We start from the raw sequence: 23,090 nt of genomic DNA on the forward strand, positions 1-23,090 counted from the left end.
ATCCCTACATGGCGGCTGCGCACTTGCTTAATTTTCCTGGTCCATCCACAGAGGAGGCTTTGCTTGCTCTTGTTGATGATCAGGACCAGTCTCAGCCGAGGCGTTTGGCGCGTCGTAAGGCTGTTGAAGTTTTAGGCCGCTTGCATTGTCAAGATGCGATTCCTGCAATCGGTCGTTGTTTGACTAGTGATGATCCCTATCTTGTTGAAAATTCAGCATGGGCCCTCGCTCAATTGGATTGCCAGGTTGATGCTCTCCATCAACAATTGATTTCGTTGTTGTCTCGTTCTGATCAAAATCAACGTGTCCTGATCCAGAGTTTGGCGGGTTTGAATGTGACCTCTGCTCTTGGGGTCATCGAGCCACTCCGAGATAGTGAAAGTGCAGGAGTCCGTGGAGCAGCCATCAGCGCATGTATCAAATTAGGTGCACCCTGTCTTCATCTCGATGTACTCAAAGAGCATTTTTTGCTGCCCAATCAGATGGATCGACAATCTGGAATTCAGGATGCAATCGATTGTTGTGCAAAGGAATTGCTTCCCTCTATTTTGCAGGCCCCAGTTTCTCCGGTCTTCCGAATGCGCGCTCTTCGTGCACTTTGGCCAGAAGGAGACTTGGGCTTGGGTGAACTATCGCTGCTTTCAGTTTTAGACTCTCTTCTCAATGATTTTCCCGGCGATTTAGAACTGGTTCATCAATATGATCAGCCACCGACGAATGAATTCTTGATTCAAGAACTTTTTGGAACAGATTTTAGTCGCTGTTATTTAGCTCTGAAAACTCTTAGTGATCGGTCGGCTGTTGAAATTTGGCCATTGCTCTATCAGCGCTGGATTGAAGAAGCTCACAATGATTATGGTGCACACTACTTTTTCGTGAGACTGTTTGGCAATCGTTGTGACTGGCCTAAGGATGCTTTATCCGTGATTGAACAGATCTTGGATGAAGCGATTGCTTCTCAGCGACCACAATTCATGAAGTCAAAGTCTGCTGCGGTCTTGTCCCTGTATCGGTTGGGAATTGTCTTTGATCAATGCAGACTTGCTGAGCTCTTATCGTCTAGCTCAATGCCTTTTTGGGAATCGAGATATGCAGCGTTGATGGTTTTGTCCGATTCGATGTTTGACTCAGATAGGGGTGCTTTTTTGGAATCATCAGGTCTTGACCCTAACCCCTTTGTTGCTGCTCGAGCTCAGGCGATGATGCGAGATGTGATTTAGCCAGACGATCTATTTGATGCTTGACATAAAAAAGGGGCGAAAAATTCGCCCCAATCAATATGGATGAAAAACTCAGCCTTGAATCAGGCGAGTGAATTGATCACATAGTCAAGTGCACCGTTGTACTCGGTGAGAGCTTGTGGGCTCAGGTCGCGAGGGGCGCAACCGTCGTTACGCATTTGGGTGAAACCAGCAACGTAGGTGCCGGGGTCGATGCTGAGGGCCTTGTAAACCTCGCGCTGACCATTGATAGCCAGTTCGTCGAGAGGGCCTGTGCCGCCGACAACCAAGGAGTAGTTGATCAGACGAAGGTAGTGCACGAAATCGCGCTTGCACTTCTCTTTGCCTTCAGTGGCGCACTGGCGAGGCTGGCGGCCGGTGGCGCCGTTGGGGAACTGGGTGTACACAGCGTCAACAGCACGCTGAGCAATCGCATCGTAGTTTTGAGCGATTTTTTCAGCAGCCTCAAGACGGGCAGCAGCGCGTTGCAGGGAACCCTGCACAGCTTCCAAGTCGGAGCTGGTGGGGAAACGTGATCCGCTGTCAGCGGAGCCGATGGCGGTGGTCAGGACAGACTTCATTGATTTTTAGAGATGTGTTTGGTTGAAAATCTCAGATGAGCTTCAGCTGATGGCGCTGATCACCATGTCGAAGTAGGAGCCAGCTTCAGCAGACAGAGCGTTGCAATCACCCTGAGTCACAGCCATCTTGCGCTGGGGGCCAGTGCTGTTGTTGGTGTTGGTGATGTGGGCACAGGCAGATGCCTTCATGATGGCCACAGCACGTGCAGCGGATCCGGAAGGAACGCCCAATGCGGCGTAGGTCTCGCGCAGACCATTCAGGCAGCGATCCTGAAGTACGGAGGCATCACCTGCCAGCAGTGCGTAGGAGACGTAGCGCATGATGATTTCAGCATCACGCAGGCATGCTGCCATTTTGCGGTTGGTGTACACACCACCGTTTGGAGCTGTCAGTCCTGTGTTCTCGCAGCAGATGCCTGCAACAGAGTCGGACACAACACAGGAAGCGTTGCTGGTGATGGCGTTCACAGCGTCGAGACGCTTGTTGCCTTCAGAGATGAATGAGCGAAGTGCGGAGAGCTGGTCGCCACCAATGAAGCTGCCGCTGGAATCGGCGGAAACAGCTTGCCTGGAGAATGCGTCGAGCATAATAAAATGCTTACAAGAGGGGGGACTTAGATGCGATGCATCACCACGGGACCGTACCTTCATCTGACAGCTGAGAAGCATTCTTCTCTGGCTTCTCAATACAAGTTTGCACTTAAATTATGAAGAAAATATAAAGCCTCAGTTCATTTTCTCCAGAACCCGGGTACACGACCATCTCAGGGGCTCCCAGGGGTGTTCCGCAGCGAGTTCTTTGATCAGGGGCCTTTGGTCATCCAGGCGAAGGCGAAGACAGCTCCAAGCGGCCGCGATTCTTGATTTGGAGTACTGAGGGCCGGTTTCTTGTAGGGCTCCTCTCACCAGGTCGCTTCGTTCATGCAGCTCGAGCAGACCAACGCAGCTGGCCAGGAGATAGTGCACTCCATAGTCGCTTCCCTGATGCTCTTCAAGGTCGTCGATGAGAGCAAGGCGTTCAGCAGCGGGCATCTCGCACAACGCTTTGGCTGCCGCGTATTGACGGGCTTCATCGCGGTGTTGCAGGCCATCGCGTATTGCCTGAGCTTCCGGGGAAATCGGAGACAGTGGATCGAGGGCAAGCGTTCGCGGATCATCTTGAAGGAGCGTTTCCAGGAAGGTGCTCGTCTTGTCTTTGCTGTTGGCGTTGCGGCTGACTTCGCTTTGGGCCTTGGCGATGAGAAATGCGCTTTTAGCCCTCAGGGGCATGGAAACGGGACAGCGGGTGAGCGCTTCTAAGGCCGCCAAGTGTTGGGCATCACCTAAATCAATGACGGCTGCCCGGCGGCGTCCTGGGTTGGTGTCTTGTAATTGATTCAGCAATGGCCCCAAGCTTTCGTCTCGATTGGTTAGCCGTAGGGCATGGGCATGGGCCGCTCCTGCGACTAAAGGATTTAAATCTGCGCGCAGTTCCGCAATCACACCGTTGCTATCTGGAAGGTTCAGACGCATCAAGGCCTGAATAACGGCACGCTTTTGGTTGTCAGGACCGTTCAGTGCAGTCAGTAATTGCTGCTGCTGTGTAGTAGTCAGTGCTGCGCCAATGCGTGCAATGGAGTCAACAGCGTTAACGACCGTTGGTTCGTCTTGATCGGTCAGAGCATCGATCAAGACAGGGAGAGCTGTTTTTTGTTTGCGTCGACCAAGCGCCTCAAGAGCTTTTCGGCGGGTGATTCGTTCGTAAAGGTTGTCGCTTTCCTTTGATGCAACTTCAATCAATCGATCAAGAGACTGTTGCGATGTACAAGCTCCAAGGCGCGATGCTGCTAAGTACTTAACACCGGGATTATCGAGTTCGCTTGGATCAGTAATAATGAGATTGAGAGCATTCTCCTCACTCATCCCTGAAAATAATGTGTCAAAGCGCTCACTCATTGCCGAAAGGGAAGAATGGGATTTTGATGCCGGCACTTGGCTTAATGCCTCACAAGGCCCGAGCCTTTAGCTCTGGGTTTGAGCCTTATCTCTATACTAGGGTCCAGGCTCATTGGAGTATCAATGTGACGTCCGAATCTTCTGCATTGAGTGAGATCTCTCGCTTTGTCAAAGCATTTGATCTGGACGATGCTTTGAATGCTGTTGCCAGTATCGAGGATCTCAAGACACTTCTCGTAGATTTTGACAGTCCGCTCTCTGGATCCTTGATTCCACTGGAGCAGGCAACTCGAATTCCAAAGATCCTTGTTGACTCTGGTATTACTCAGGCTGGAATCCCTTGGCGAACGCTTCAATGTCCTGGTGGACCTCTTGTACTACAAATGATTTGCGAAAAAGTTAATTTTGCTCTTTGGATTGAGGAGTGCTGAATATGGCATCATCTGAACTTGATCGGTTTGTTCAAGCTGTTATTGCTGATCACGGCATTGCTACTGGAATTAAGACTCTTTCGACACATTATGATTTAGTGGCTTACGCAAATATCAGGGGCTTTTCGATTTCGTTGATTGAATGGGGGCGGCATATTGCGATGGACTCGCTTCAGTCTACTGATTCAGAGTTGGAATTACTCCAATGCGCGGACCCAGCTCACTGGAGTTGGGCCTTTCGCCAATTGTCAAGTTGGCGTCCATTGTTAATGGAAGGTACCCTCACTGAAGGATTGCTGGGTACGGCTGATTTTGGCTCTATCCCTCAAGAAAGTGATCAAAATGAGTTTACTGAGCCAACTACTGTTGCTCATGATCTGAGGCCGATCAGCGATATTCAGCGGGATGAAGCCCTTGAATCTTTTATCAAAATGCTTAAAAGCAGGCCTGATCTAAAGGATCAAGTGAAGTTTGCCAGGGATCAGGATGCAGTTATTGAACTTGCCAATGCTGAGGGTTTCCCTATTGACTCATTGACGCTTTTGCGTCGATGGAACAAAGTTTCAGACTTCTCCAAGCCGACCTGGTTTGGTTGGTTTGACGAGTAATCATCCGTTTTCAGCTGATCTCGGCATATCGCGTTTGAGATGTTCCGCGCTTCGCCCAGTAAGTCACAATGCCTTCTCCCCCTGGGCGAGGCACTGGTGCATTAGCACGAAGTATTTTGAATGTTCGATTTGGGCCCATGGGCCAATTGCCTGCAGCTGAAACGGAACGAATCTTTCCACCAAGCAACTCGATGCATCGCTCGAATTTTTCGAGATGGCTCTGATCGACAGTCTCGAAAATAAAATCTGTTCCAACACAGATCAAGTGTTGCGACCGGATCCATGCTTTTAATTGTTTTTCCGCATCTAGCGCGGACATTCAAACCACATGCTGCATTGTTGAATCATCTTATCGAAGCCAGTCGAGGCTTAGAGAGTCTCCAAGTGAGGAAACTCGATTGAATTTTAAGGGCCCATGTTCGGAGCCCCATTTTTGTACATGGGTTTCTGGATTGAAACCTCGATCACGGCTAACCCAAGTGGTGCTGTCAACATCCACCTCGCTGATGAGGTAGGTCATTTCCCCATCGCGTGGGACCAAACATTTGTGACCGGGTTCTACTTCGCCCCGATAACATCCAGCACCGACCTCGCGAAAATGCATGTCACATCCACAGCGAGGCGCGAGGGAATCCACTTTTAGGCTGCTCAGCAATTCCGGACGTTGACCTGCACCGGCGAGCCTCAAGGCATCAGAAAATCCAAAATTTTCAACAACAAAGACGTCTTCGATGAGCTTCAGTCGATGGATCCCTTGTCGATAGGGACTCCATGGATCATGGTCGTAGCTTTGTTCTGAGTAGAATCCAGGCCCTTTTAATATTTCCCAGACTAAAGGCCTGAAATAGATATTGATGTGGGCAAAGTCTTTGGGATTGTCTTGGGATTGCTCGAAATTGCTGTAATGCCCAGCCAGTGTTTTTGCAAATTTCAATAATTCTTGTTTAGAGCGCATCGATCATTGATGTAGTTACTGAATGTTTAAACGCCTTACTTCTGACGCAAATGAAGTTTGTAAGATCCCTGACCCTGCTGATGTTCGTAATACGGAGGAACGGCATCTTACATTTTCAGATACAAACCAAATTCTTTCTTCTGCAATGGATTGTTCGTACTGTGTTTTGAGTAAGAAGGTTCCATCCTCGAGGAATTGATAATCTGAGACTGCGAATTCTGATTCTGCGTAACCTACGCTTCTGATTATTTTCCCTTCTCTCTCGTTGGTTGGAAGCGGAACGAGAATGCAGGATCCTGATGTTACATCGCTTGGATCGTCAGGTTCCCAGTCGCTTTCAGCTTTCCAGTCCATCTGAAAGGGACATGTTGATGTTGATTTTGGAGCTATATTTGACGATTGAATTAATTCTTGAACACTTGTAGATGAGGGATCAACGCTTTTGATTTCAACTTCGCTGAGTACATCCTCAAATTGCTGGAAGGCTAAAGAGTGACCAGAACGCATTGAGCGCCATTTGCCTTCGCTTTGTTGGACGAAGGACTCAATATTCATTCAGATGTGCGTCAATCGTTGCCGACGTGACAGTTTGATGAGGTTGATTGATGTGCACCATATTCACCATGGAGTCAATCATCATCGACATGGCCATCGGAACGCCAGAAACCGAATCATGGAAACTCTCGTTTTCTCCTGACGTTTTTCGGTTGGAGGGGTTTCTAAAGATTGGCATGTCGTTTTGAGTAATTGAAGGAGCTAACGGCTTTGGCTGCGATCAAGCCAAATTGGGGCTGGAAATGTCAGACCCCAATCATGACTGATTCGATCTGCTCATTGAGCAGATCTCCCTAAGGGTTAAGCATTCGCAATAGAGATGATGCGACCGCGTTGCGCTTGGATGCTTTTGATTGTTGTGGACAGGGAGTTGTAGCTGACCACGGATCGCTGGGCCGAACGGCGTGCCGTTCCAAGCTGAACACGTGAGGTCCAAATAATTGTGTAACGGCCACCACCGCCAACGGCCTTGCGAGCTCTAGCTGCTGTGGGATTGGTGTTGGAGGCAATGCTGGTGAGCAGGATCGATGCTTTGCTCCCATCGAAACCTGCGAAGCCGGGGTCGATAGCGTTGTTGCGTTGGTACGCAACGGTACTTTCGCCAACAACTGACGTCGCTGTTTTGGCAAAAGGAACAGTGTCGATGCCGAAACTCTTGAGATATTCGTCGCTGTAGGTGTAGCTGGCGATCTCAGCTTCGAATCCCTCTGTTGCAAGTCTGTTGACGTGCTCGCTGATCTCAGCCTGATTACGTGGAGGGCGTCCCATCAGGTGCTTGAAATTCAGTTCTACAAAGCGATAAGGACTGTTCGGTTCGAGTGTGTAACGCCGATAGGTCTCCGATTGGGCTAACGCAGTGATCAGCCCTTGAACGGTGAGGTCACCGTTCATGAACAGCGCATCGATGGAGGGACAGACATCGAGTTCCATCAGATAACGGTTGCCGAACACCTGGCGGTAAGCGGCTTTTAGAACAATGGAGGCTTGCTCTCTGTCCTGATTGGCAGCGCAGGTGAGGGTCAAAGGGGCAGTCATGGTGGTGGGGGAAAGAAAAAAAGAAGGCTTCATCACAGACGGTGGTCGGATGAAGCCAAAGAGCGTCAAGGAGGATGAAAAGGGACGCATTGGATCCCTTGCTAGGTCACATCACTTCGGTGATGGAAACGATCCGACCTCCACGGCGGTGGATGTACTTCATTTGGCTTGTCATGTCCTTGCCTGACACCAAGTAGCTGGCATTCGGTGTCCTTTGACGTCCACCGGCCGGTTGTGCCTGCACCACGATGCGGAAACGCCGCTTGGTGGGATCAGGGGAGCCAGCAATGGCACTATTACGATTGCTGCGGACTGTGGTTGTGCGCCATCCACTGGGCACAGTTTTCGTAGCTACGGATGTAACAAGAGACGAACTGTTCGCCACGGTGTCGCTGGCTGCATAGCCCTCGGAGAGAGACAGGTGACGGTTGAAGGCCAGTTGTGAGCGTCCCTGCTCAGAGAGGATGCGCATGTATGGAACCGTGTCCTCGCCGAATGTGCTTTGGTATTCGGCGCTGTCGACGTAGCTATTGATTTCAGCTTCGTAGCCTTCGTTGGCAAGGATTTGGATGTGCTCGCTCACCTCTGCTTGAGAGATGGGTGCACGTCCAAGCATGTGCTTGAAGTTCAGCTCAACAAAGCGATATGGCGCGTTGGTTTCAAAGAAACGACGCACATACTCCGATGACAGGCAGATGCCACGAACCAACTCACGAGTGCTGTAGTAACCCTCAGTGAACTTGCTTTCCGCCGACAAGGCCCTCTCTGATTCCATGAGATGGGGATTGCCCATCACTTGGCGATAGGTGGCACGAATCAAGGCGTTGACTTGATCCGCGCTGTCACCAGGGCACCGTTGGAAAACCTCCTGTTCCCGTTGACCAAGACCGAAGCCCACATAGGCGTCGCCCCGTGCTGGCATCGAGTCGCCCCCATCGCTGCTTCTGCGGACCTTGGAGGAGAACTTGACATTTGTTCCCATGCCGCTGCTCTTCGCTCCACCCGCGGCGGAGACGGAACTGGGAAGCTGAATGTAAGGAACGGCTCCTCGGGCAAGGGTGTTGCTCAGCTGACTGCGAGCGCCAACGGCACTGTCGCTGATGGCAAAACCACGCTCAAGAGCGGCGATATTGACAAAGCTGCTGGTGGGGATGCCTGCGGCAGAGGTGAAGGAACGGGTGTAAGGAACCACGTCATTGCCAAACACTTCGGCGTATTCAGCAGAATCAACGATGAAGTCGATGACAGCATCGTGACCAGCTTCTGCCAGCAGAGTGATGTGCGCAGACATCTCTGCCTGGGATGTTGGAGGACGACCCAACAGGTGCTTAATGTTTAGTTCAACACCGCGCATGGGGGCAACGCCTTGGAAGAAACGTGCGCGATAGAACTCAGTCTTTGCAAGGCCTCTCACGAATTCGCGTACATTGCGTTCGCCATTGCAGAACTGAGCCTCTAGTTCTCTCGAGCGCTCATGTTCCATCACATGAGCATTTCCATAGACCTGACGGTAGGAAGCGTTGATTGCTGCTTCGAGCCCAGCTGCATCGTCGACGGCGTAACGCTGCATCGTTCCGCCATGGGGACAATCTTCGTGATTCCGCGGGCCGATCGCAATTTTCATTGAGGCGCAGGATTGGCGCAGAAACTCAGCGTTGCTCAGTGCTGGCTTGTTGGCTGCATTGCGATTCCTGCTGAATGAGACAGGGTTCGAGTTGAGGGAGCTGGCTCCGAAACCTTGAGAGGCGGACATGGGGGTTGGGGGAGAGGGAAGGGAGAGGTGGTCGCTTACTTAGGGCGACAAGGAAAGATGGATTGGCGTGTCATGCAACTGCCAATCCAGGATTCGATTCAGTTCGAGGGGGTGATACTGGCGATCTTTCCGCCTTCGGCATGAATGCGTTTGAACTGCTCGGAGAGCTTGTCGAAGGGCACGTAATACACACGGTTTGAGCGGGTGTATCGAGAGATGCGACGAACGTTGTTGGCGCTGTAGCCAGTAACTTCCACGCGATAGGTCTTGCCTTCGTCGCCAGCACCAACGCCAAGGCGTGTTGGAGCATCCTGGAGATTCTTGGAGGGTCGGAAACTCCAACCCTGCGTGTCAATGGACGACGGAGGCACGACGGCTAAAGGACGGTTCTGATAAGCAGCACCACCCAATTTGCTGGTGATTCCAGAGAGGTCGCCTTTCAAGCTGCTGCTGCTGTTGCCACGCAGAAGCTGGAAGCTCCAAGTGAATTCCTGCATGGTGGTGCAGCTTTCGGTCTTCCACCCTCGCTGGTAAGGCACGGTCCACTCCCCAAACGTATTTTGGTAATCGTCTGAGTCCAAGAAGCTGTCGATATCGGCGTTGTAGCCCTTGCTGTCCAGGCGTTCCGCATGGGTGCGCATCTCCTGGAAATCCACCGGAGCCCGACCAAGAAGGTGGCGAAAGGCCAGCTCGATGTAGCGATACCGAGGACAGGCATCGAAGAAGCGTGCGCTGTACAGCTCACTCTTGGCAACGACGCGAACAAACTCGCGCACGCTGATTTCGCCAAGTTTGAACTGGGATTCGGCGACGAGCTGACGCTCGCTGTCCATCACGTAGGCATTGCCGAGTACCTGCTTGTACACGGCTGTGATGATTTGCTCCTTCTTGGCGTCTTCATCGCCTGGAATCAGTTCAAGGGGAGCTTCGCTCTCTGCTGAGAAGCGCTCAACGCCGAGTAACGAAGCGGGACCGAAAGGCATAGAGCTCGCTGGGTGTTCGCTCTATATGTTCTGACAACCCTTTTGTTAGCAGGGCGATTCTTTATAAAGCTCAATCAATTGTGTTGGAGTGTTGCGTGACATGACCATTTTGGCTTTGTGTCGGCGGCTGGACTGATAAGTGATAGCCGAAGAAGATGTGGCTGAAGCCAGTTCAGGACAGTGATTCCAGTGATTCACGCGTGTTTTTACGCGTCATGGGGTTCCAGCAGTCCAGTTCGAGATACGGACGTGCCAGCAAGACTCCCAATTGCTCTCCTAAGCCGATACACAAAGAAAAGTCGGCTCCTTTGATGGACTCCACGCTTTCAAGTCCTGCATTCGTGAGGTCTGCGCCTCGAAAGTCTGCATAGTCGAGTTGGCAGCTACCAAAGCGTGCTCCTCGGCAGCGGGCTGCCCTCAGCACGGCATGGCGGAGGTCGGCTCCGACGAGGCGAACATCGTCGAGCAGGGTTCCGCTGAGATCGGCTCCACTGAGGTAGGTGCCCATCAAAGAGGCTCCACGCAAATCCATGGCCCGTAAATCAGCTCCGTTCAGGAATGCTCCATTGAGCTTTGCTCCAGGCCCAACTGCGCCTGAGCTGCGAACGTCAAATCCTTCAGGCCAGTTTGTAGTGCTGTCGTAGCGGGCTAAACGCAGATCAACGCCATCAAGGTTGCAGTGCGATAAGTCGCAACCGCTTAGATCAACTCTGCAGAGTGAAGCCCCGCTGAGATCAAGTGTTCCAAGCGATTGGCCTCGCCAGTCGGCTCCTCTCGCATCTTTTCTCCCCGATGCCACTGCATCAGGGAGAGTTTGTTCAGGTGGTAGCCAGGTGGAGAGCTCAAGCTCAGCGGTCACGGCAATTAACGGGTGCTGAGCATTGAGCCTGCCACGATGATCAGCACCCGTAGAACTTCGACACTGCCAACCAGGGCCAGACCCAACCAGAACTTCTTAACCCAGGCTGGTGGCTCTTTGATCCAGGCAGGAGTGACGCTTCCGCCTGCCATGTCGCGGGTTTGCAACTTTTGGGTCCACTGCATGTCACGCCAATCGCTTCCGTAGCGAGGGAAGCGCTGGTAGATCGGCATTTCGCCAGTTGCGGCGCCAGGTATCACTCTTGATCGCTGGTTTGGAACTTGGTCGTAGCCAAACGAATCCATGTATTCGCCGCTGTCGAGTACAGCGTCGACAAAGCCAGCAAATCCGAGATTGCCAATCACAATCGACCAGCTCAGCCGTTCACCGTCTCCATGAACAGGGCGCCCAAGAATTCTTCCAACAACTTGATCCACGAGGCGGTAATTGCTGTTGCAGGACACGTATCCCTCGGTGAAGCGCCGGGATAGCAAGAGGCCGCGAATGAAGTCGCGCATCGTGATGCTTCCGTTGCGCAGCTGCGACTCAAGAAAGGGATCTCTGTCTGCCTTCATGGCATGAAAGAACACTTGCCTGTAAGCGCTTTCTATTTGATTTGTGAGAGACGTCCAGTTCTCACCGTTTGCTGCTGCTGCGATCACAGTTTGATCGAGAGGTGCCTCCAGGCCGCCAAGATCGCCAACGCGTTGGTTTTGGCTGGTGAGGGGGTAGTCAAGCCGTGGCAGAGGCATTAGGTGTTTGTGCCCATAAATGTGGTGATAGTTTCCCTTGAGATACCCCAAGGACTATCAATCGTTCGTCTCTCTTTACGTCCTAAAGATTTTTAACTCTTCTGTTCGTGATCGAACTGAAACGCACTGATTTTTTTGATGAGGTGGTTAAGGGCACTTTCCAGCAAGCCCACATCGTGATTGGCTCCAGCATGGGAATAGGCCGTGCAGGCGAAATCGCGAAGGTGAGAGAGGGCGATTAGTAAGGCGGGCACAGGAACATTGAGAAGGGCATAGAGCTCTTCCATGGCCTTGAGCCCAGAGGGGTCGGTGAATGTGCTCTCGCCTGCTGCAACGGCGTAGAAACTGATCCTTAGAAAGTGAAAGCAATCGCGCCAGCAGGCATCAGCACGTTCCTGAGGGTAAAGAGCACCTCCGGCTAAAACGAGGCATGGCTGTTGATCGAGCAGTGCTTCGCGAGCGCTGTCAACCAAATTAGAAGCTTGGTTTTGAAGCTGAATCAGCGGAGAAGATGTCACTCCGGAGTAGTGGCAGGCATGAGTGATTTCCTCCGCTGTGAGGAGCCTTACTTCGCGGTTTGCATTGGCAAGGATGTCTCTTAGATCACTGTTGAGAGATTGCTTATCTGGCAATCCGAAAATCTGTGCTCGTTGGGCAAGAGATCGGATTTGTTCAGGTGATGGCGATGTGCTCATGGCGTGATGGCCAGATCTAAAAGCTGTTCATCAACGATTGGCGAAGCGGTTAGCCAACCGTGCCGCTCCAGGTAAAAAGCCCAGGTGATGTCTGCTCCGAGTCCAGGGCAGTGGTCTGGCAAGGCTTGGGCAAGGTCCAGGGAGACGCCGAGCTCGCTCAATAAAGGAACGATCCCTTGAGACGAGTCGATGCGCGCTGCGCGAATCGCAGCGCCAACAACCCACGTGAGGCTCGTTGCCTCGAGTGCATCACTGTTGCTTTCGCAAGCCAACAGGACGTTGCCAGGTTCCTTGAGGCCAAGCAGGGTGTCGCGCCAAAGTTTGAGATCGTCAGCTTTGAGGTTGATTCTCAGCACCCCATCCCCGATGGAGTGCTGGCATTCATTCTCAGGTTGAATCTTTTGGATCAGAGCTCTGATCGCGGAATCGGCTTCACCGTTCATCACAACAGCTCAGATCGCAGAATCTTATCTCTGCTTCTTAAAGGCGTTCGAGGACGGGAAGGAGTTGCCTTCCCTGACTTGAGGTTTGCAGACAAACAAAACCATCGCTGGAGTCTTTAGGACCTAGGGGTTTTGAGCGCAGCCCCTCTCAAGATGCCTATGTCCCTTGCGAACTGCACGCGAAACCGCGCACTGATCTGGTAGGCAACCAACTGTCTGGATCTTTCGGAAAAATTATCAGATGGTGCATTCGTCTCATTCACGAGAGTTTGAGATCAGAGTGGACAAGTTGTTTGTGATCGATACCATCAGTTTTCGATGAGCTCGGAGTTCACACCAATGACCATTTCTAGTCAAGACATGGTTCAGCAGTTGAGCGGACAACTGCACTTGGTCAGTGAAATTGCTGAATCTTTGACGCTCAGATTGCTTGCGCTCGAAGAACGATTTAACGAACTCTCCGTTATTTCGGAGTCTGATGAGTCCGAACAAGCTGAGGATTCTGAAAGCTTTTTATTGCTTGCCGATAGTAGCGATCGCCTCGAGCAACTCCGCGGTTTGCTGAGTGAGAGGGTTGAAGATCAGACACAGTCAGAGGTCCCTCGGCTTGAAGCCGTGACCGATTCTCATCACGACTCAGACGACGTTTTGGATGAGCTTGAAAATTCTGATCTGGAGCAAACCGTGTACATCAATGATTCACAGGAGCCACCCTTAGACACCATCGATCGAGGCATAGAGCAAGCTGACGATCTACTATCAGCTTGATCGGTCTGATCCATCCAGGTTGAGCAATCGAACCCTAAAGATGGCGACCTGACGTGCTTGCTCGGGCTCAGTCTGGAGAAAGGGATGGTCGTTCATCTGTGCAATTACGACGTCGATGCGTTCATCAACGGAAAGAGCTTCAAATGCCTTCGCTGTTGCTGATTGCTTCCATGTTCGGTCGAACACCATCGCAAATCCGTCGGCATTGTTGAAGGTGCGATCATCATCAATCGGTACGCGTATCATTCGTGGTTGGAAGCAAATACCAGGATCCAGATTTGAACTAGGGGCGTTTCGACAATTTGCCCCCTGAAGCATTCAAATTGGTGTAGCAGTGCTGCTAAGAAGCGCCTAGGAGGCGTTCTTGCTTGTTGCTGCTCTACCTTCCCCAAGCCTAAGAGCATGTTGTTCGGTAGTTCCAATGCATCCCTGAGGCTTGCATTCGATACCAGAACTCTATTCCTCTTCTGCTTCAATTGGTTTGTTGAGCCTGACTGCGTTGTTTGATGCGCTCAGTTGTGACTATGGCAGACAGCTCTCTTTATTGCTGGGAAGCTAGAAGATCTATTTTGTCAAAAAATATTTTGTTTCCTGGTTGACCCTCATTGCCTCTGGTTGGATGTATTAGGTCATCCCTTTTGTATTTGTTTTCAGCGTCTCATGTACGCATTAGCGTACTGATCAATGACTCTTGCATCGTAATGTCGGGAGGATAAGACTTCTGTAATTTTATGTGCCATGACTCTAGATGTTGCAGAATATCGATGTCCTAATGGTTTGAGCTTTTTCCCCTGATCTCTTAATGTGGGTATCTTGGTTGCTCGATATTGTTCTTCGGCTAAATCGATCATATCTCCACTGCTGTTCTCAAGCCACCAGTGGTAGTCATCTGTTTCTTCTAGTTTACGTAAACCTCTGATGCAGTCAAAATCTTTCCAAAAGAAGCGATGCAACGTATGCATGGCAAATCCATGCCACCCTCTTGTCTGGCTCACTGGCGAAGGGGGTGAGCTTTTTGTTGACTGTTCTGGATCCTCTATCTTGATCTCTTCACCAAACTCTTTTTCAATCTCATGAGTGGAATGCAACCACTTTTTCCCTTTCGACCTTTTCTCTTGCAGCATTCCCATCCGATTGATGTAGAGATCTAGGAAGCACTGAGAGATCGTGAGAATATTTCGATCTGTTGATGGGATTGATAGATCTCCATCGCAAAACTGATCGGATGGAAATAGGCCATCAATGTGCGGCTTTAACACCCTTTTCCCATCAACACAAAGATGGCCGGATCGACTAGAAAGTAGAAAACCCATTTGGATTCGTTAAATCTCTTCTGAATGATTTAATCCACTGAGCTTACCTCGCGCGTGTGAGGTCTCATCAGTTTTTCAGGCCTTCCATGTGCCTAGTTTTCGATTTCATGGCACTTGTCCTGGTACAACAGGTTGGGGTTATTTAGGCCTTTATCGGTTGAGAGCAGCGTATGTTGGACGCTGCACAGTGAATGGCCAGGAGCTGAATGGAGAGGAAATGCCACGAGTTGGAGCCTTTGTGGTCTTCCTGGTGATTTAGGGGATTCGGTTCCCCCTCATCCCTTTGATGCATTCCAGCCAAAGACCTGAATCATTTGTCCCCTCAGTTGTGCTGCCGTATCAAGCGCAGGTGAAAGGCTGCGTTGGCGTTGAGGGCTTTGCTTCATTACATACTCGAGGTCTTGTAAGAGCATGGAATTCATGTTCATGGCAAGAATACACTGTGCATTTTCACAGTGATTCTGCTTTATGTCGTTGTACATGGAGACAACGTCCATGATGTAATCAATAAAGATTGTGTTTGACTCTTCCATCGTTACGACCTCTTCTTTGTTCCATCCAAGGCAAGTTATGAGTTGATGGCATGATTTCAGAGCAGCGATGGTGTGTTCGGTTTCTTTGAAAGATGTTTTGATGAATGCAGAGATATTGGTAACGCAATATTGCATTCCAAATACCATGCTGTCGGCTTTCTCTAAGTCGTCTTGGATTCTGTCCCAAGCAATGCGCGCAATACGATCGTCAGGTTGCATCTCAGCAAGTGATGCCAATTGTAGTGACCTTGTCACAAGTTCTTTGTTTAGTTTGCTATTCATTATTCTCCAGTCATGGCAATAGTCGGTAAAATGGTTTACCACTATAGGCCTTTCTGAGCGAGAGTCCTGTTAGTTGTCTTGTCTTTATGATTGTATTTTGATCGCTTTGATTCTGAGTTATTCATCCGTGAACTGAGAGATATGTTTGCATTGTTTTAACCATAATTGTTGGCGATGTCGTTGTTATGCTCTATACTTTTAATGACTCATGGTCTTACTTGCGGAATTGTTCAACTTGCTGCTTTTTCTGTAATCTATTTGTTTGTGCTCGGTTTGTTGGCTCTAACTCTGAGGTGAAGGTAGTTGAGTTGATTCGGTTTGTTTCAGTGGGTTCGCATCCGTAATCGTTTAATTCCCTTTGGTGGCTCTCCATCCTTTCAGCGTTGGTCTCAATGCTGCGCTGAAAGGAATGGAAGGTTGATGCATTCGGTTTAAAGGTATGGAGTGGTTGATCAGGAATTAAGCGGTCTCACCTCTTCGGCAAGATGGCAGTTGCAATTTTCGCTTCATGACGTACGAGCAAGAGGTCATCATCAAGTGCGCGATCAAGGGCACCCTTGGCGGTCTTGACAAAAAAATGACGTCTGAGGAGCTTGATGAGCTGCTGAACGCGTCACAGGAATGGAGGAAGCGCTTAGTGATTGAGGAGATTACAGAGGTTGCCACCATCCATGCAGGGCGCCGTCGTCCAGAAATTGATTAGCTGTTCAGGCTCTGTCTTTCTGCAGATCAATAGAAACGAGCTATTTGATCAGCGACTTAGCGATCTCCCTCAGCTCCCATCACCTTGGAGTTGATCGGAGATTCCGTCGTTCGGGCGGCGTGGCAATCGATCTGCAACCCCTGGTCCGCAGCGCTGCTGTTTTGATCGAGTCGCAGTTAATGCCAGGACCCAGATTTGAACTGGGGACACGGCGATTTTCAGTCGCCTGCTCTACCAACTGAGCTATCCCGGCACGTCGCTTTCACGACATCGGAATCTTAAATCACGGGGTGCGCCCCAGGCAGATCAATCCCCTGACTCCAAACCCAGCGCTTTTCAACGTGTTGAGTGCTTCTCGAGCTGTGGCTCCACTGGTGAGGATGTCATCGACAATCCAGATGGGCGTTTCTGAAACGCACCAAGATTGTTGATCTGGATTGATCGCGAATGCAGATTGCATGTTTGCAAGCCGCTGACGGCGACTGAGATGGTGTTGCCCCACGGTGGGCCGGCAGCGTTTCAGTAACGTCTTGGTGGTGCGTCCCAGGCTCAGGCAGATCAATGCTGGCAGCGGATTAGCGCGCTTCTGCGTTTTCCAGCTCGGGATCGGAACCAGGAGAGCCTTGGCGGGAAGAGTTCGTCGTAGTGCAAAGGTGATCGCCTTCAGCACTGATAGGTCTTGATTGAGCTTTAGGCGCAGGATCTCTCGGCGTAGCTTTCCCCGATACCAGCCCGCCGCGTTGAAGCGAACAGGAGTGGCGCCCCTAAGCCCCCTTTCCATGAGGCCCAGCTTTTGCGTGCAGTCGTTGCAAGGTTGATCCGCGTGTTGATGGGTATGGATCACCTTCTTGCAAATCGGGCAAGAAGGCACAACGAACAGGTCTTGAAGGCAATCGTGGAGTGCGGTCAGCAAGGCATCAGAACGACTGCCTTCAGGATTCCCCTTTGCTCCCGTCAGAGGGCATGGCTCTCAGCATGGCCACCATGGTGCGGTGGGCGTCTTCACTGTCAGTGAGTGTGTGATCAAAGGGGATCCTGAGGGGTTTCCCGTCCACCTCAAGGCTCATGGCATCAGCGTTCACTGCTGTCATGGTGGCGATGTTTGCAGCACTCACTCCGCCGTAATGGAGGGCGTACTGAAGCACTGCATCTCCGTGGTCATCATTCATGTGACGACAGATGCGTTCGCTAACAGCGGGGGTAAGCGGATCAGCGGTCATGGTGGAAAAGGGCGAGGGTGGGGGAGTGGCTCAGCTGAAGCGTTGCCAGAGCAGGATGGCGAGCCGAAACCCGCTGAATCCCACATATCCGGCAAGCACGATGAACAGGCCAAGGGCAAGGCCGTCACGAAGTCGGTTGGGCAAGGGATCGGTGATGCTTGCTTAATTCTCCCCTAGATGAATCGTCTTGTCTGGTGCTTTTACAGCCTGTAGAGCTAGACGAGCCACTCCTGCCGCTGGAGGTGTGTTGCAGCTGCGAATCGGAACACCAAGTTGGCGCTCGCGCAGACGACGCCATTGAGGACTGCGCGCTCCGCCTCCAAGAGTCACGATCTTTCTCGGAGGATCGGCTCCAAGGCTTGTGAGGCGTTGCCATCCTGCGTGTTCGATTTGCGTTAATCCCTCTAGAAGGCCGTGGAGATAAAGGGAATCGCTGACTGGACGTGGCGTGAGGATGGGTTCGAGGTGGGGGTCATCAACAGGAAAGCGCTCTCCGCATTTGGGAAGTGGCCGCAGCTGTAAGCCGCTGTTTTGATCTGGATCAATTTGACGGCTCAGTTCAGCGAGGTCGATGCCAGGAAACAGTTGCGTCAGCACCGCAGCACCAGCATTGGAGGCTCCTCCGCATAACCAACGACCTCCCACGCGATGGGTAGACGTCCCTGGCCCTGGAGATAGGGGCTGATTGGTGAATCGTTTAAGCACCAAGGTGCTCCCCAGCACTGTGATGCCCTCGTCGTCGTCAGCATCAGCTGTGAGAACGGCCGCGTTGGAGTCGGTTGTCCCGGCGACGACCAGCAGGTCCTTTGGCAGGTCTAGATCCATGGCGCGTTGGGGCGAAAGGGGGCCAAGCACTGAGCCACTGGCGCGAATCTCTGGAAGTGCATCCCACCAGGGTTGGCTTGTGAAGCTGTCTGGCCACGCACTTTTGCTGAGGTCCCATCCCAATCGAAGGTTGTTACCTTCCTCTCCATAGCTCCAATTGTCAAGAAGCCAGCCGTTAATCCAGTCGGCTTGATGGCGAAGCAGGAGCGGAGCTTTGTGTTGGTCGACGAGGTGCAGAGCCCGCGCAAGGCTGCCACTGGCGCTTGAAGCGGGTCCACCCTGTGTACTCAACGCTTGGAGTTGCGCCGTGAAATTTGGGCATGCGAATGAATAGGGCAGGGCCTCGGCAAGAGGTAACCCTTTTTGATCGCAGGCCAGCAACGTTCCTGAGGTGCCATCCACGGCGATGGCTTTGAGGCGATGTCGGTAGTCGGGCTTGAGGCGACCGATCAACGTGCAACAGCGCTCGCGCCAGTCGAAGGGGTTGATCAGACCGATCTGGTACGGCGAACTTTCGGTCTGGAGTAGAGAACAGCTGCTGTCGATGACAGCAATGCGGACACCGCTGGTGCCTAGGTCTATGCCGAGCACCAGCGGATCTTGGCTCATGGTCTTGGACCTAGAGGCTGCTTCCGGATTGGATGCGGCTCGCTTCCGCTTGCTTCAGGGATGCCGCTTTATCAGCGACATTTTCCCAGGGCAAGTTCAGATCTGGGCGGCCAAAGTGCCCATAGGCAGCCGTATCGCGGTAGAAGCGACCACCGTTGAGGGAAGGCATTTCCCGCAGCTTGAACTGCTCGATAATGGCGCCAGGACGCAGGTCAAAGTGCTCTTGCACGAGGTCGGTGAGCTCTGCATTGGACACCTTGCCTGAGCCGAAAGACTCCACAAGGATCGACACTGGTTTGGCCACTCCGATGGCGTAGCTCAGTTGAACTTCCACACGGTTGGCAAGTCCAGCTGCCACGAGTGCTTTCGCCACATATCGGGCGGCATAAGCAGCGGAGCGATCCACCTTGGTGGGGTCTTTGCCTGAGAAGGCACCACCGCCGTGACGGGCATAGCCGCCGTAGGTGTCAACGATGATTTTCCGACCCGTGAGGCCGGCATCACCCTGAGGACCTCCGACCACGAATTTGCCTGTGGGGTTGACCAGATAGCGGCAATTGGCGCGATCGGGCTTTAGAGGTAGATCAGCTGTCGCTGGCAGCACAACGTGCGTCCAGAGGTCTTCACTGATGCGATTGCGCACCTCCTGCTCATCGGTTAAGCCAGTCACCTCTGCGGTGTGTTGGGTTGAGATCAGGATGGTGTCGATCTCAACTGGCTTGTCGTTTTCATAGACAACGCTCACCTGGGTCTTGCCGTCAGGGAGCAGGTAATCGAGTGTTCCGTTGTGGCGAACTTCGGCCAGGCGCCTTGCAAGCCTGTGGGCAAGGCTGATGGGCAGAGGCATCAGCTCGGGCGTTTCATTGCAGGCGTAGCCGAACATGATTCCCTGATCACCGGCGCCCACCTTGTCGAGCGGATCACCTTCGTGATCATCGGCTTCATCCACGCCCTGGGCAATATCAGGTGATTGCTGGTCAAGGGCAACGAGTACGGCACAGCTCGTGGCGTCAAAGCCACCGGCTCGAGCTCCGCTGTAGCCGATATCTCGAATCACATCGCGTACGAGATGGATGAAATCCACCTGCGCTTTGGAGGTGACTTCGCCTGTGATCATGCACAGACCGGTATTCACAACCGTTTCGCAGGCCACACGGCTCGTGCTGTCTTGGGCTAAGAGAGCATCCAGTACGGCATCGCTGACTTGATCGCAGATCTTGTCAGGATGGCCTTCCGTTACGGATTCGGACGTGAAAACGTATCGACTCATAAGTAGTTAGGGCGTGATGAGATTTTACGGGTTGCCCCTACTGAGCTTGTTCAACCCTTAGCTCTTGCCAGTGATGGATCAAATGTTGATGGGATGTCAGGTCGGGGGTTCGATGCCATCCCGCCACATAGCCAAGCGCACAATCAATACCTGCGCGGCGTGCCATCAGCAGATCTGAGTCGGCATCTCCGATGAGTGCGCAAAATGCTGGATCCAAATCCAGCATTTTGCATAGACCATGCACGGCGCCTGGGTCTGGTTTGCAAGGGGTGTCATCTGCGCTCCAGATTCCTGTGATGAAGGAGCTCAAGCCATGGTCTTGAAGAAACTGTTCGATTCCATGGCGGGTGTCATTGCTGATCACGGCACAGATCACACCTGCGCTGTGCAGCTCGTTGAGCAATTCCTTTGAGTGGGGCAAAGGGGTTCTGGCGCTGAGGCTTGCTTCCGTTGCGTTGTGCTTATGGCGGCGGTCCACGCTGTCAAAGATCTCTTCAGCGAGCACGAGCGCTTGAGGCCAGCTGAGATCAAAGAGACAGAAGATGGTGGCGGTGCTCAACAGATTGTGTTGACGGGACGCGACGGCCAACGTTCCATCAGGAATCAAGCCGGAGTCGCACCGGCCCATCGCGCGTTTCAGTAAGCCCAGGAGTTGGACTTGGACGTCGGTGGATGCGCCACGGGAGGCAAAGACGCGAATGATTTCCTCAATCCTGGCGTCGGCCAGCTCGATGAGATGGGGTTCGCTATGGGAAAGGGTGCCGTCCTTGTCGAACAGCACCCCACGAATCAAGCCAAGTGAATGGCCTCTTAGAGATAAATGAGCCATGGGCTCATGCAGCTCAGACCATCATCGAGCTCAATGGCTCTTCTCCTTCTTCCGCTTGCTCAAGAAGCATCTGCTTGTAGCGAGCTGCCATTTCCTCTGCCTTGTCAAAGACCTTTTGAGGATCGGTGAGCATGTCACCGGGTTCCGGTTCCAGAGCCTTTGTAGACAGGGAAATCCGACCGCGTTCGGCGTCGAGGTCGATGATCATTACCTTCATTTGATCATTCACGTTCAGCACCGAATGGGGTGTTTCGATGTGTTCGTGACTGATTTCGGAAATGTGAAGCAAACCGCTCACACCACCGATGTCGATAAAGGCGCCGTATGGCTTGATGCCACGAACGGTTCCGATCACGACTTCGCCGACTTCAAGGCGATTCATCTTGCGCTCGACCAGGGCGCGGCGATGACTGAGCACTAGACGATTGCGCTCCTCGTCGACTTCAAGGAATTTGAGAGGCAAGAAGTCTGCAACCAGCTCTTCTTTCGGTTTGCGGGTACTGATGTGGGATCCAGGAATGAAGCCACGAAGGCCTTCCACCCGAACGAGAGCACCACCACGGTTGGTGGCGAACACCTCTGAATAAATGGTGGCGTCTTCTTTTTGCAGCTGACGCACCCGTTCCCAGGCGCGTTGGTACTCGATACGGCGAACGGAGAGAGAGAGTTGCCCGTCTTCGTTTTCTTCACTCATGATGAAGAATTCCCGAATCTCACCGGGTAGCAACACGTCGCTGAGACCTTCCACCCTGTTGATGGAGACCTCTTGAAGGGGCATGAAAGCGGCGGTTTTAGCGCCGATATCAATCATCGCCCCCTTCGTTTCCAGCGCAAAGACTGTGCCGTTAACGATGTCGCCTGGCTTGAAGTTGTAGTCGTACTTGCTAAGTAGTGAGGCGAAATCATCAATGGTGAAGCCGGCCCCATCCAAATCCTTAGGGTTGGCACGACTGCTGGGATCGTCGGCAGTAGGAATCTCTTCCGGGATGCTGAGATCTTCATCCGTTCCAAAATCGGCTTGGTCTGCTGTGGCTTCGACGGCAGTGCTCTCGTCGACGGGAGTGGTGGTCTCCACAGCAAGATCCTGAGCCGGATCGGTTGGGGTAACAGTCATGGATGGTTGGCGGTCTGCCCGGAGACAGTGCGATAAAAAATGACCCAGTGCCCGCCGACAAAGAATCAGTATTTTTTAATTTTACAGAACAGCCTGGCTTTTTAGACGAGTGCCGCGAGCTCAGCTTTATCTGCGTTCATTCCTTCGAGCGTGGAGACGAAATCGCTGACGCTTCGGAAGTGTCGATACACCGAGGCAAAACGCACATAAGCAACTTCGCTAAGCCCCTTGAGATGACCAAGCACCAACTCACCAATCTCCGAGCTGGTGATCTCACGGCTATTGCTTTGCTGAAGACTGAGTTCGAGCTCGTCAACAATCGCTTCGAGTTTGCAGGGGGTTAGTTCAGTTTTTTCGCAAGCTCTGCTCAGGCCGTGTAGAAGTTTGCTGCGATTAAAAATTTCACGGTGTCCGTTGCGTTTGATCACGGTGATTGGAACCATTTCTACCCGCTCGTATGTCGTGAATCGGAATTCACAATTGAGGCATTCACGACGCCGGCGCACACTTCTTCCGCCCTCGGCTGCTCTCGATTCGAGAACCCGGCTATCCGTGTTTTGGCAGGAGGGGCACTGCAAGCCCTAATCAATCCAATTTGAATTGTTCACACTGTATAGAAGATGTGGACCCTTGAAAAGTGTTTGTGAAGGAAGAATCTGATTTGAGCAATAAAAAAACCCCGCTTTTGAGCGGGGTTTGATCTGCTGGATGGACTACTTACCGATCTTCGGTGGATCGCGAAATGCGATTGCGAAGAACAAGGTGGCAATCGCCAGGCCGAGGATGAGGATGTAAGCGAAGCTTTCCATCGAGAGTCTC

29 protein-coding genes, 1 tRNA gene and 1 pseudogene are annotated in these 23,090 nt (G+C 52.1%); 6 read left to right on the plus strand and 25 right to left on the minus strand.

What is annotated here, in order from left to right; all coding sequences use genetic code 11:
- Window positions 1-8 precede the first annotated feature (8 nt).
- Together SynSYN20_RS14645 and SynSYN20_RS02690 are read left to right on the plus strand one after the other, a co-directional pair.
- Window positions 9-233: pseudogene (locus SynSYN20_RS14645) on the plus strand (HEAT repeat domain-containing protein); the annotation flags it as partial.
- A gap of 45 nt (window positions 234-278) precedes the next feature.
- Window positions 279-1,220 carry a HEAT repeat domain-containing protein gene (locus tag SynSYN20_RS02690; RefSeq protein WP_255476337.1) on the plus strand — a complete coding sequence of 314 codons (942 nt, stop codon included), beginning with the start codon at window positions 279-281 and terminating at the stop codon, window positions 1,218-1,220.
- A gap of 83 nt (window positions 1,221-1,303) precedes the next feature.
- On the opposite strand, the gene mpeA is transcribed toward SynSYN20_RS02690, so the two are convergent.
- The 3 genes from mpeA to SynSYN20_RS02705 all read right to left on the minus strand — a co-directional run bounded on the left by mpeA (window position 1,304) and on the right by SynSYN20_RS02705 (window position 3,736).
- Window positions 1,304-1,801: a class 2 C-phycoerythrin subunit alpha gene (gene mpeA / locus SynSYN20_RS02695; protein ID WP_186524630.1), complete on the minus strand. Its 498-nt coding sequence runs from the start codon at window positions 1,799-1,801 to the stop codon at window positions 1,304-1,306.
- 42 nt (window positions 1,802-1,843) lie between these two features.
- Window positions 1,844-2,389, minus strand: a complete 546-nt coding sequence (locus tag SynSYN20_RS02700) for a bleomycin hydrolase (RefSeq protein WP_186524631.1) — start codon at window positions 2,387-2,389, stop codon at window positions 1,844-1,846.
- 138 nt (window positions 2,390-2,527) lie between these two features.
- The gene (locus tag SynSYN20_RS02705) at window positions 2,528-3,736 is read right to left on the minus strand and encodes a HEAT repeat domain-containing protein (RefSeq protein ID WP_186524632.1); all 1,209 of its coding nucleotides are present in this window, start codon (window positions 3,734-3,736) and stop codon (window positions 2,528-2,530) included.
- Window positions 3,737-3,855: 119 nt separating this feature from the next.
- Here SynSYN20_RS02705 and SynSYN20_RS02710 point away from each other — a divergent pair, with 119 nt between their 5' ends.
- Entirely contained in the window at window positions 3,856-4,167 is a 312-nt protein-coding gene (locus tag SynSYN20_RS02710; protein ID WP_186525399.1) for a hypothetical protein, read from the plus strand.
- 2 nt (window positions 4,168-4,169) lie between these two features.
- Window positions 4,170-4,775, plus strand: coding sequence for a Nif11-like leader peptide family natural product precursor (locus tag SynSYN20_RS02715; RefSeq protein WP_186524633.1), 606 nt, complete (start codon window positions 4,170-4,172; stop codon window positions 4,773-4,775).
- Between the two features lie 10 nt (window positions 4,776-4,785).
- On the opposite strand, the gene SynSYN20_RS02720 is transcribed toward SynSYN20_RS02715, so the two are convergent.
- The 10 genes from SynSYN20_RS02720 to SynSYN20_RS02765 all read right to left on the minus strand — a co-directional run bounded on the left by SynSYN20_RS02720 (window position 4,786) and on the right by SynSYN20_RS02765 (window position 12,805).
- Complete coding sequence (locus tag SynSYN20_RS02720) at window positions 4,786-5,094, minus strand: CpeR family transcriptional regulator (protein ID WP_186524634.1); 309 nt, start codon at window positions 5,092-5,094, stop codon at window positions 4,786-4,788.
- 30 nt (window positions 5,095-5,124) lie between these two features.
- The gene (locus tag SynSYN20_RS02725; protein ID WP_186524635.1) at window positions 5,125-5,730 is read right to left on the minus strand and encodes a chromophore lyase CpcT/CpeT; all 606 of its coding nucleotides are present in this window, start codon (window positions 5,728-5,730) and stop codon (window positions 5,125-5,127) included.
- 15 nt (window positions 5,731-5,745) lie between these two features.
- Window positions 5,746-6,285, minus strand: coding sequence for a phycobiliprotein lyase (locus tag SynSYN20_RS02730; protein ID WP_186524636.1), 540 nt, complete (start codon window positions 6,283-6,285; stop codon window positions 5,746-5,748).
- A gap of 300 nt (window positions 6,286-6,585) precedes the next feature.
- A complete protein-coding gene (locus tag SynSYN20_RS02735) occupies window positions 6,586-7,320 on the minus strand; it encodes a phycobilisome rod-core linker polypeptide (RefSeq protein WP_186524637.1) in 735 nt (244 codons plus the stop codon).
- Window positions 7,321-7,426: 106 nt separating this feature from the next.
- Entirely contained in the window at window positions 7,427-9,073 is a 1,647-nt protein-coding gene (locus tag SynSYN20_RS02740; protein ID WP_186524638.1) for a phycobilisome rod-core linker polypeptide, read from the minus strand.
- Window positions 9,074-9,171: 98 nt separating this feature from the next.
- Window positions 9,172-10,056 (minus strand): phycobilisome linker polypeptide, encoded by an 885-nt coding sequence (locus tag SynSYN20_RS02745; RefSeq protein ID WP_186524639.1) that lies wholly within the window; start codon window positions 10,054-10,056, stop codon window positions 9,172-9,174.
- A 172-nt stretch (window positions 10,057-10,228) separates the two neighbouring features.
- Window positions 10,229-10,915 carry a pentapeptide repeat-containing protein gene (locus tag SynSYN20_RS02750; protein WP_186524640.1) on the minus strand — a complete coding sequence of 229 codons (687 nt, stop codon included), beginning with the start codon at window positions 10,913-10,915 and terminating at the stop codon, window positions 10,229-10,231.
- Between the two features lie 5 nt (window positions 10,916-10,920).
- Window positions 10,921-11,667, minus strand: a complete 747-nt coding sequence (locus tag SynSYN20_RS02755) for a phycobilisome rod-core linker polypeptide (protein ID WP_186524641.1) — start codon at window positions 11,665-11,667, stop codon at window positions 10,921-10,923.
- Window positions 11,668-11,759: 92 nt separating this feature from the next.
- Entirely contained in the window at window positions 11,760-12,362 is a 603-nt protein-coding gene (locus SynSYN20_RS02760) for a phycobilisome polypeptide (protein ID WP_186524642.1), read from the minus strand.
- Entirely contained in the window at window positions 12,359-12,805 is a 447-nt protein-coding gene (locus tag SynSYN20_RS02765) for a hypothetical protein (protein ID WP_186524643.1), read from the minus strand. The genes SynSYN20_RS02760 and SynSYN20_RS02765 overlap by 4 nt, the downstream gene beginning before the upstream one ends.
- A gap of 339 nt (window positions 12,806-13,144) precedes the next feature.
- Between SynSYN20_RS02765 and SynSYN20_RS02770 the strand changes: the two genes are divergently transcribed.
- Window positions 13,145-13,573: a hypothetical protein gene (locus tag SynSYN20_RS02770; protein WP_255476338.1), complete on the plus strand. Its 429-nt coding sequence runs from the start codon at window positions 13,145-13,147 to the stop codon at window positions 13,571-13,573.
- Here SynSYN20_RS02770 and SynSYN20_RS02775 read toward each other — a convergent pair.
- The 3 genes from SynSYN20_RS02775 to SynSYN20_RS02785 all read right to left on the minus strand — a co-directional run bounded on the left by SynSYN20_RS02775 (window position 13,565) and on the right by SynSYN20_RS02785 (window position 15,638).
- Window positions 13,565-13,819, minus strand: a complete 255-nt coding sequence (locus SynSYN20_RS02775; RefSeq protein WP_186524645.1) for a hypothetical protein — start codon at window positions 13,817-13,819, stop codon at window positions 13,565-13,567. The two genes, SynSYN20_RS02770 and SynSYN20_RS02775, sit on opposite strands and share 9 nt — an antisense overlap.
- A 404-nt stretch (window positions 13,820-14,223) precedes the next feature.
- Window positions 14,224-14,703 carry a hypothetical protein gene (locus SynSYN20_RS02780; RefSeq protein WP_186524646.1) on the minus strand — a complete coding sequence of 160 codons (480 nt, stop codon included), beginning with the start codon at window positions 14,701-14,703 and terminating at the stop codon, window positions 14,224-14,226.
- Window positions 14,704-15,161: 458 nt separating this feature from the next.
- Window positions 15,162-15,638 (minus strand): hypothetical protein, encoded by a 477-nt coding sequence (locus SynSYN20_RS02785; protein ID WP_255476339.1) that lies wholly within the window; start codon window positions 15,636-15,638, stop codon window positions 15,162-15,164.
- A gap of 571 nt (window positions 15,639-16,209) precedes the next feature.
- Between SynSYN20_RS02785 and SynSYN20_RS02790 the strand changes: the two genes are divergently transcribed.
- A complete protein-coding gene (locus tag SynSYN20_RS02790) occupies window positions 16,210-16,404 on the plus strand; it encodes a hypothetical protein (RefSeq protein WP_186524648.1) in 195 nt (64 codons plus the stop codon).
- Between the two features lie 180 nt (window positions 16,405-16,584).
- On the opposite strand, the gene SynSYN20_RS02795 is transcribed toward SynSYN20_RS02790, so the two are convergent.
- The 9 genes from SynSYN20_RS02795 to SynSYN20_RS02835 all read right to left on the minus strand — a co-directional run bounded on the left by SynSYN20_RS02795 (window position 16,585) and on the right by SynSYN20_RS02835 (window position 23,080).
- Window positions 16,585-16,657: transfer RNA gene (locus tag SynSYN20_RS02795), tRNA-Phe, on the minus strand.
- 30 nt (window positions 16,658-16,687) lie between these two features.
- Window positions 16,688-17,317 (minus strand): ComF family protein, encoded by a 630-nt coding sequence (locus SynSYN20_RS02800; protein WP_255476340.1) that lies wholly within the window; start codon window positions 17,315-17,317, stop codon window positions 16,688-16,690.
- A 19-nt stretch (window positions 17,318-17,336) separates the two neighbouring features.
- A complete protein-coding gene (locus SynSYN20_RS02805; protein ID WP_186518197.1) occupies window positions 17,337-17,624 on the minus strand; it encodes a DUF2470 domain-containing protein in 288 nt (95 codons plus the stop codon).
- Between the two features lie 162 nt (window positions 17,625-17,786).
- Window positions 17,787-19,058 (minus strand): FGGY-family carbohydrate kinase, encoded by a 1,272-nt coding sequence (locus SynSYN20_RS02810; RefSeq protein ID WP_186524649.1) that lies wholly within the window; start codon window positions 19,056-19,058, stop codon window positions 17,787-17,789.
- A 10-nt stretch (window positions 19,059-19,068) separates the two neighbouring features.
- Window positions 19,069-20,328, minus strand: coding sequence for a methionine adenosyltransferase (gene metK, locus SynSYN20_RS02815; RefSeq protein ID WP_186524650.1), 1,260 nt, complete (start codon window positions 20,326-20,328; stop codon window positions 19,069-19,071).
- A 37-nt stretch (window positions 20,329-20,365) separates the two neighbouring features.
- On the minus strand, window positions 20,366-21,157 hold the full coding sequence (locus tag SynSYN20_RS02820; protein ID WP_186524651.1) for an HAD family hydrolase: 792 nt from the start codon (window positions 21,155-21,157) through the stop codon (window positions 20,366-20,368).
- Window positions 21,158-21,170: 13 nt separating this feature from the next.
- Window positions 21,171-22,271: a 30S ribosomal protein S1 gene (locus SynSYN20_RS02825; protein ID WP_186524652.1), complete on the minus strand. Its 1,101-nt coding sequence runs from the start codon at window positions 22,269-22,271 to the stop codon at window positions 21,171-21,173.
- 101 nt (window positions 22,272-22,372) lie between these two features.
- Window positions 22,373-22,849, minus strand: a complete 477-nt coding sequence (gene nrdR, locus SynSYN20_RS02830) for a transcriptional regulator NrdR (RefSeq protein ID WP_186524653.1) — start codon at window positions 22,847-22,849, stop codon at window positions 22,373-22,375.
- Between the two features lie 135 nt (window positions 22,850-22,984).
- Window positions 22,985-23,080 (minus strand): photosystem II reaction center protein T, encoded by a 96-nt coding sequence (locus SynSYN20_RS02835; RefSeq protein ID WP_006854916.1) that lies wholly within the window; start codon window positions 23,078-23,080, stop codon window positions 22,985-22,987.
- Window positions 23,081-23,090 lie beyond the last annotated feature (10 nt).

Origin of the sequence: Synechococcus sp. SYN20 (assembly GCF_014279555.1) — a bacterium.
In the GTDB taxonomy this organism is placed as follows: Bacteria; Cyanobacteriota; Cyanobacteriia; order PCC-6307; family Cyanobiaceae; genus Synechococcus_C.

Bases quoted from the DNA above. Each gene is read 5' to 3' on its own strand.
- mpeA (WP_186524630.1), bottom strand. From the start codon at position 1,801: ATGAAGTCTGTCCTGACCACCGCCATCGGCTCCGCTGACAGCGGATCA.
- SynSYN20_RS02700 (WP_186524631.1), bottom strand. From the start codon at position 2,389: ATGCTCGACGCATTCTCCAGGCAAGCTGTTTCCGCCGATTCCAGCGGC.
- SynSYN20_RS02705 (WP_186524632.1), bottom strand. From the start codon at position 3,736: ATGAGTGAGCGCTTTGACACATTATTTTCAGGGATGAGTGAGGAGAAT.
- SynSYN20_RS02715 (WP_186524633.1), top strand. From the start codon at position 4,170: ATGGCATCATCTGAACTTGATCGGTTTGTTCAAGCTGTTATTGCTGAT.
- SynSYN20_RS02720 (WP_186524634.1), bottom strand. From the start codon at position 5,094: ATGTCCGCGCTAGATGCGGAAAAACAATTAAAAGCATGGATCCGGTCG.
- SynSYN20_RS02725 (WP_186524635.1), bottom strand. From the start codon at position 5,730: ATGCGCTCTAAACAAGAATTATTGAAATTTGCAAAAACACTGGCTGGG.
- SynSYN20_RS02730 (WP_186524636.1), bottom strand. From the start codon at position 6,285: ATGAATATTGAGTCCTTCGTCCAACAAAGCGAAGGCAAATGGCGCTCA.
- SynSYN20_RS02735 (WP_186524637.1), bottom strand. From the start codon at position 7,320: ATGACTGCCCCTTTGACCCTCACCTGCGCTGCCAATCAGGACAGAGAG.
- SynSYN20_RS02740 (WP_186524638.1), bottom strand. From the start codon at position 9,073: ATGTCCGCCTCTCAAGGTTTCGGAGCCAGCTCCCTCAACTCGAACCCT.
- SynSYN20_RS02745 (WP_186524639.1), bottom strand. From the start codon at position 10,056: ATGCCTTTCGGTCCCGCTTCGTTACTCGGCGTTGAGCGCTTCTCAGCA.
- SynSYN20_RS02755 (WP_186524641.1), bottom strand. From the start codon at position 11,667: ATGCCTCTGCCACGGCTTGACTACCCCCTCACCAGCCAAAACCAACGC.
- SynSYN20_RS02760 (WP_186524642.1), bottom strand. From the start codon at position 12,362: ATGAGCACATCGCCATCACCTGAACAAATCCGATCTCTTGCCCAACGA.
- SynSYN20_RS02765 (WP_186524643.1), bottom strand. From the start codon at position 12,805: ATGAACGGTGAAGCCGATTCCGCGATCAGAGCTCTGATCCAAAAGATT.
- SynSYN20_RS02770 (WP_255476338.1), top strand. From the start codon at position 13,145: ATGACCATTTCTAGTCAAGACATGGTTCAGCAGTTGAGCGGACAACTG.
- SynSYN20_RS02775 (WP_186524645.1), bottom strand. From the start codon at position 13,819: ATGATACGCGTACCGATTGATGATGATCGCACCTTCAACAATGCCGAC.
- SynSYN20_RS02780 (WP_186524646.1), bottom strand. From the start codon at position 14,703: ATGGGAATGCTGCAAGAGAAAAGGTCGAAAGGGAAAAAGTGGTTGCAT.
- SynSYN20_RS02785 (WP_255476339.1), bottom strand. From the start codon at position 15,638: ATGCAACCTGACGATCGTATTGCGCGCATTGCTTGGGACAGAATCCAA.
- SynSYN20_RS02790 (WP_186524648.1), top strand. From the start codon at position 16,210: ATGACGTACGAGCAAGAGGTCATCATCAAGTGCGCGATCAAGGGCACC.
- SynSYN20_RS02805 (WP_186518197.1), bottom strand. From the start codon at position 17,624: ATGACCGCTGATCCGCTTACCCCCGCTGTTAGCGAACGCATCTGTCGT.
- SynSYN20_RS02810 (WP_186524649.1), bottom strand. From the start codon at position 19,058: ATGAGCCAAGATCCGCTGGTGCTCGGCATAGACCTAGGCACCAGCGGT.
- metK (WP_186524650.1), bottom strand. From the start codon at position 20,328: ATGAGTCGATACGTTTTCACGTCCGAATCCGTAACGGAAGGCCATCCT.
- SynSYN20_RS02820 (WP_186524651.1), bottom strand. From the start codon at position 21,157: ATGGCTCATTTATCTCTAAGAGGCCATTCACTTGGCTTGATTCGTGGG.
- SynSYN20_RS02825 (WP_186524652.1), bottom strand. From the start codon at position 22,271: ATGACTGTTACCCCAACCGATCCGGCTCAGGATCTTGCTGTGGAGACC.
- SynSYN20_RS02835 (WP_006854916.1), bottom strand. From the start codon at position 23,080: ATGGAAAGCTTCGCTTACATCCTCATCCTCGGCCTGGCGATTGCCACC.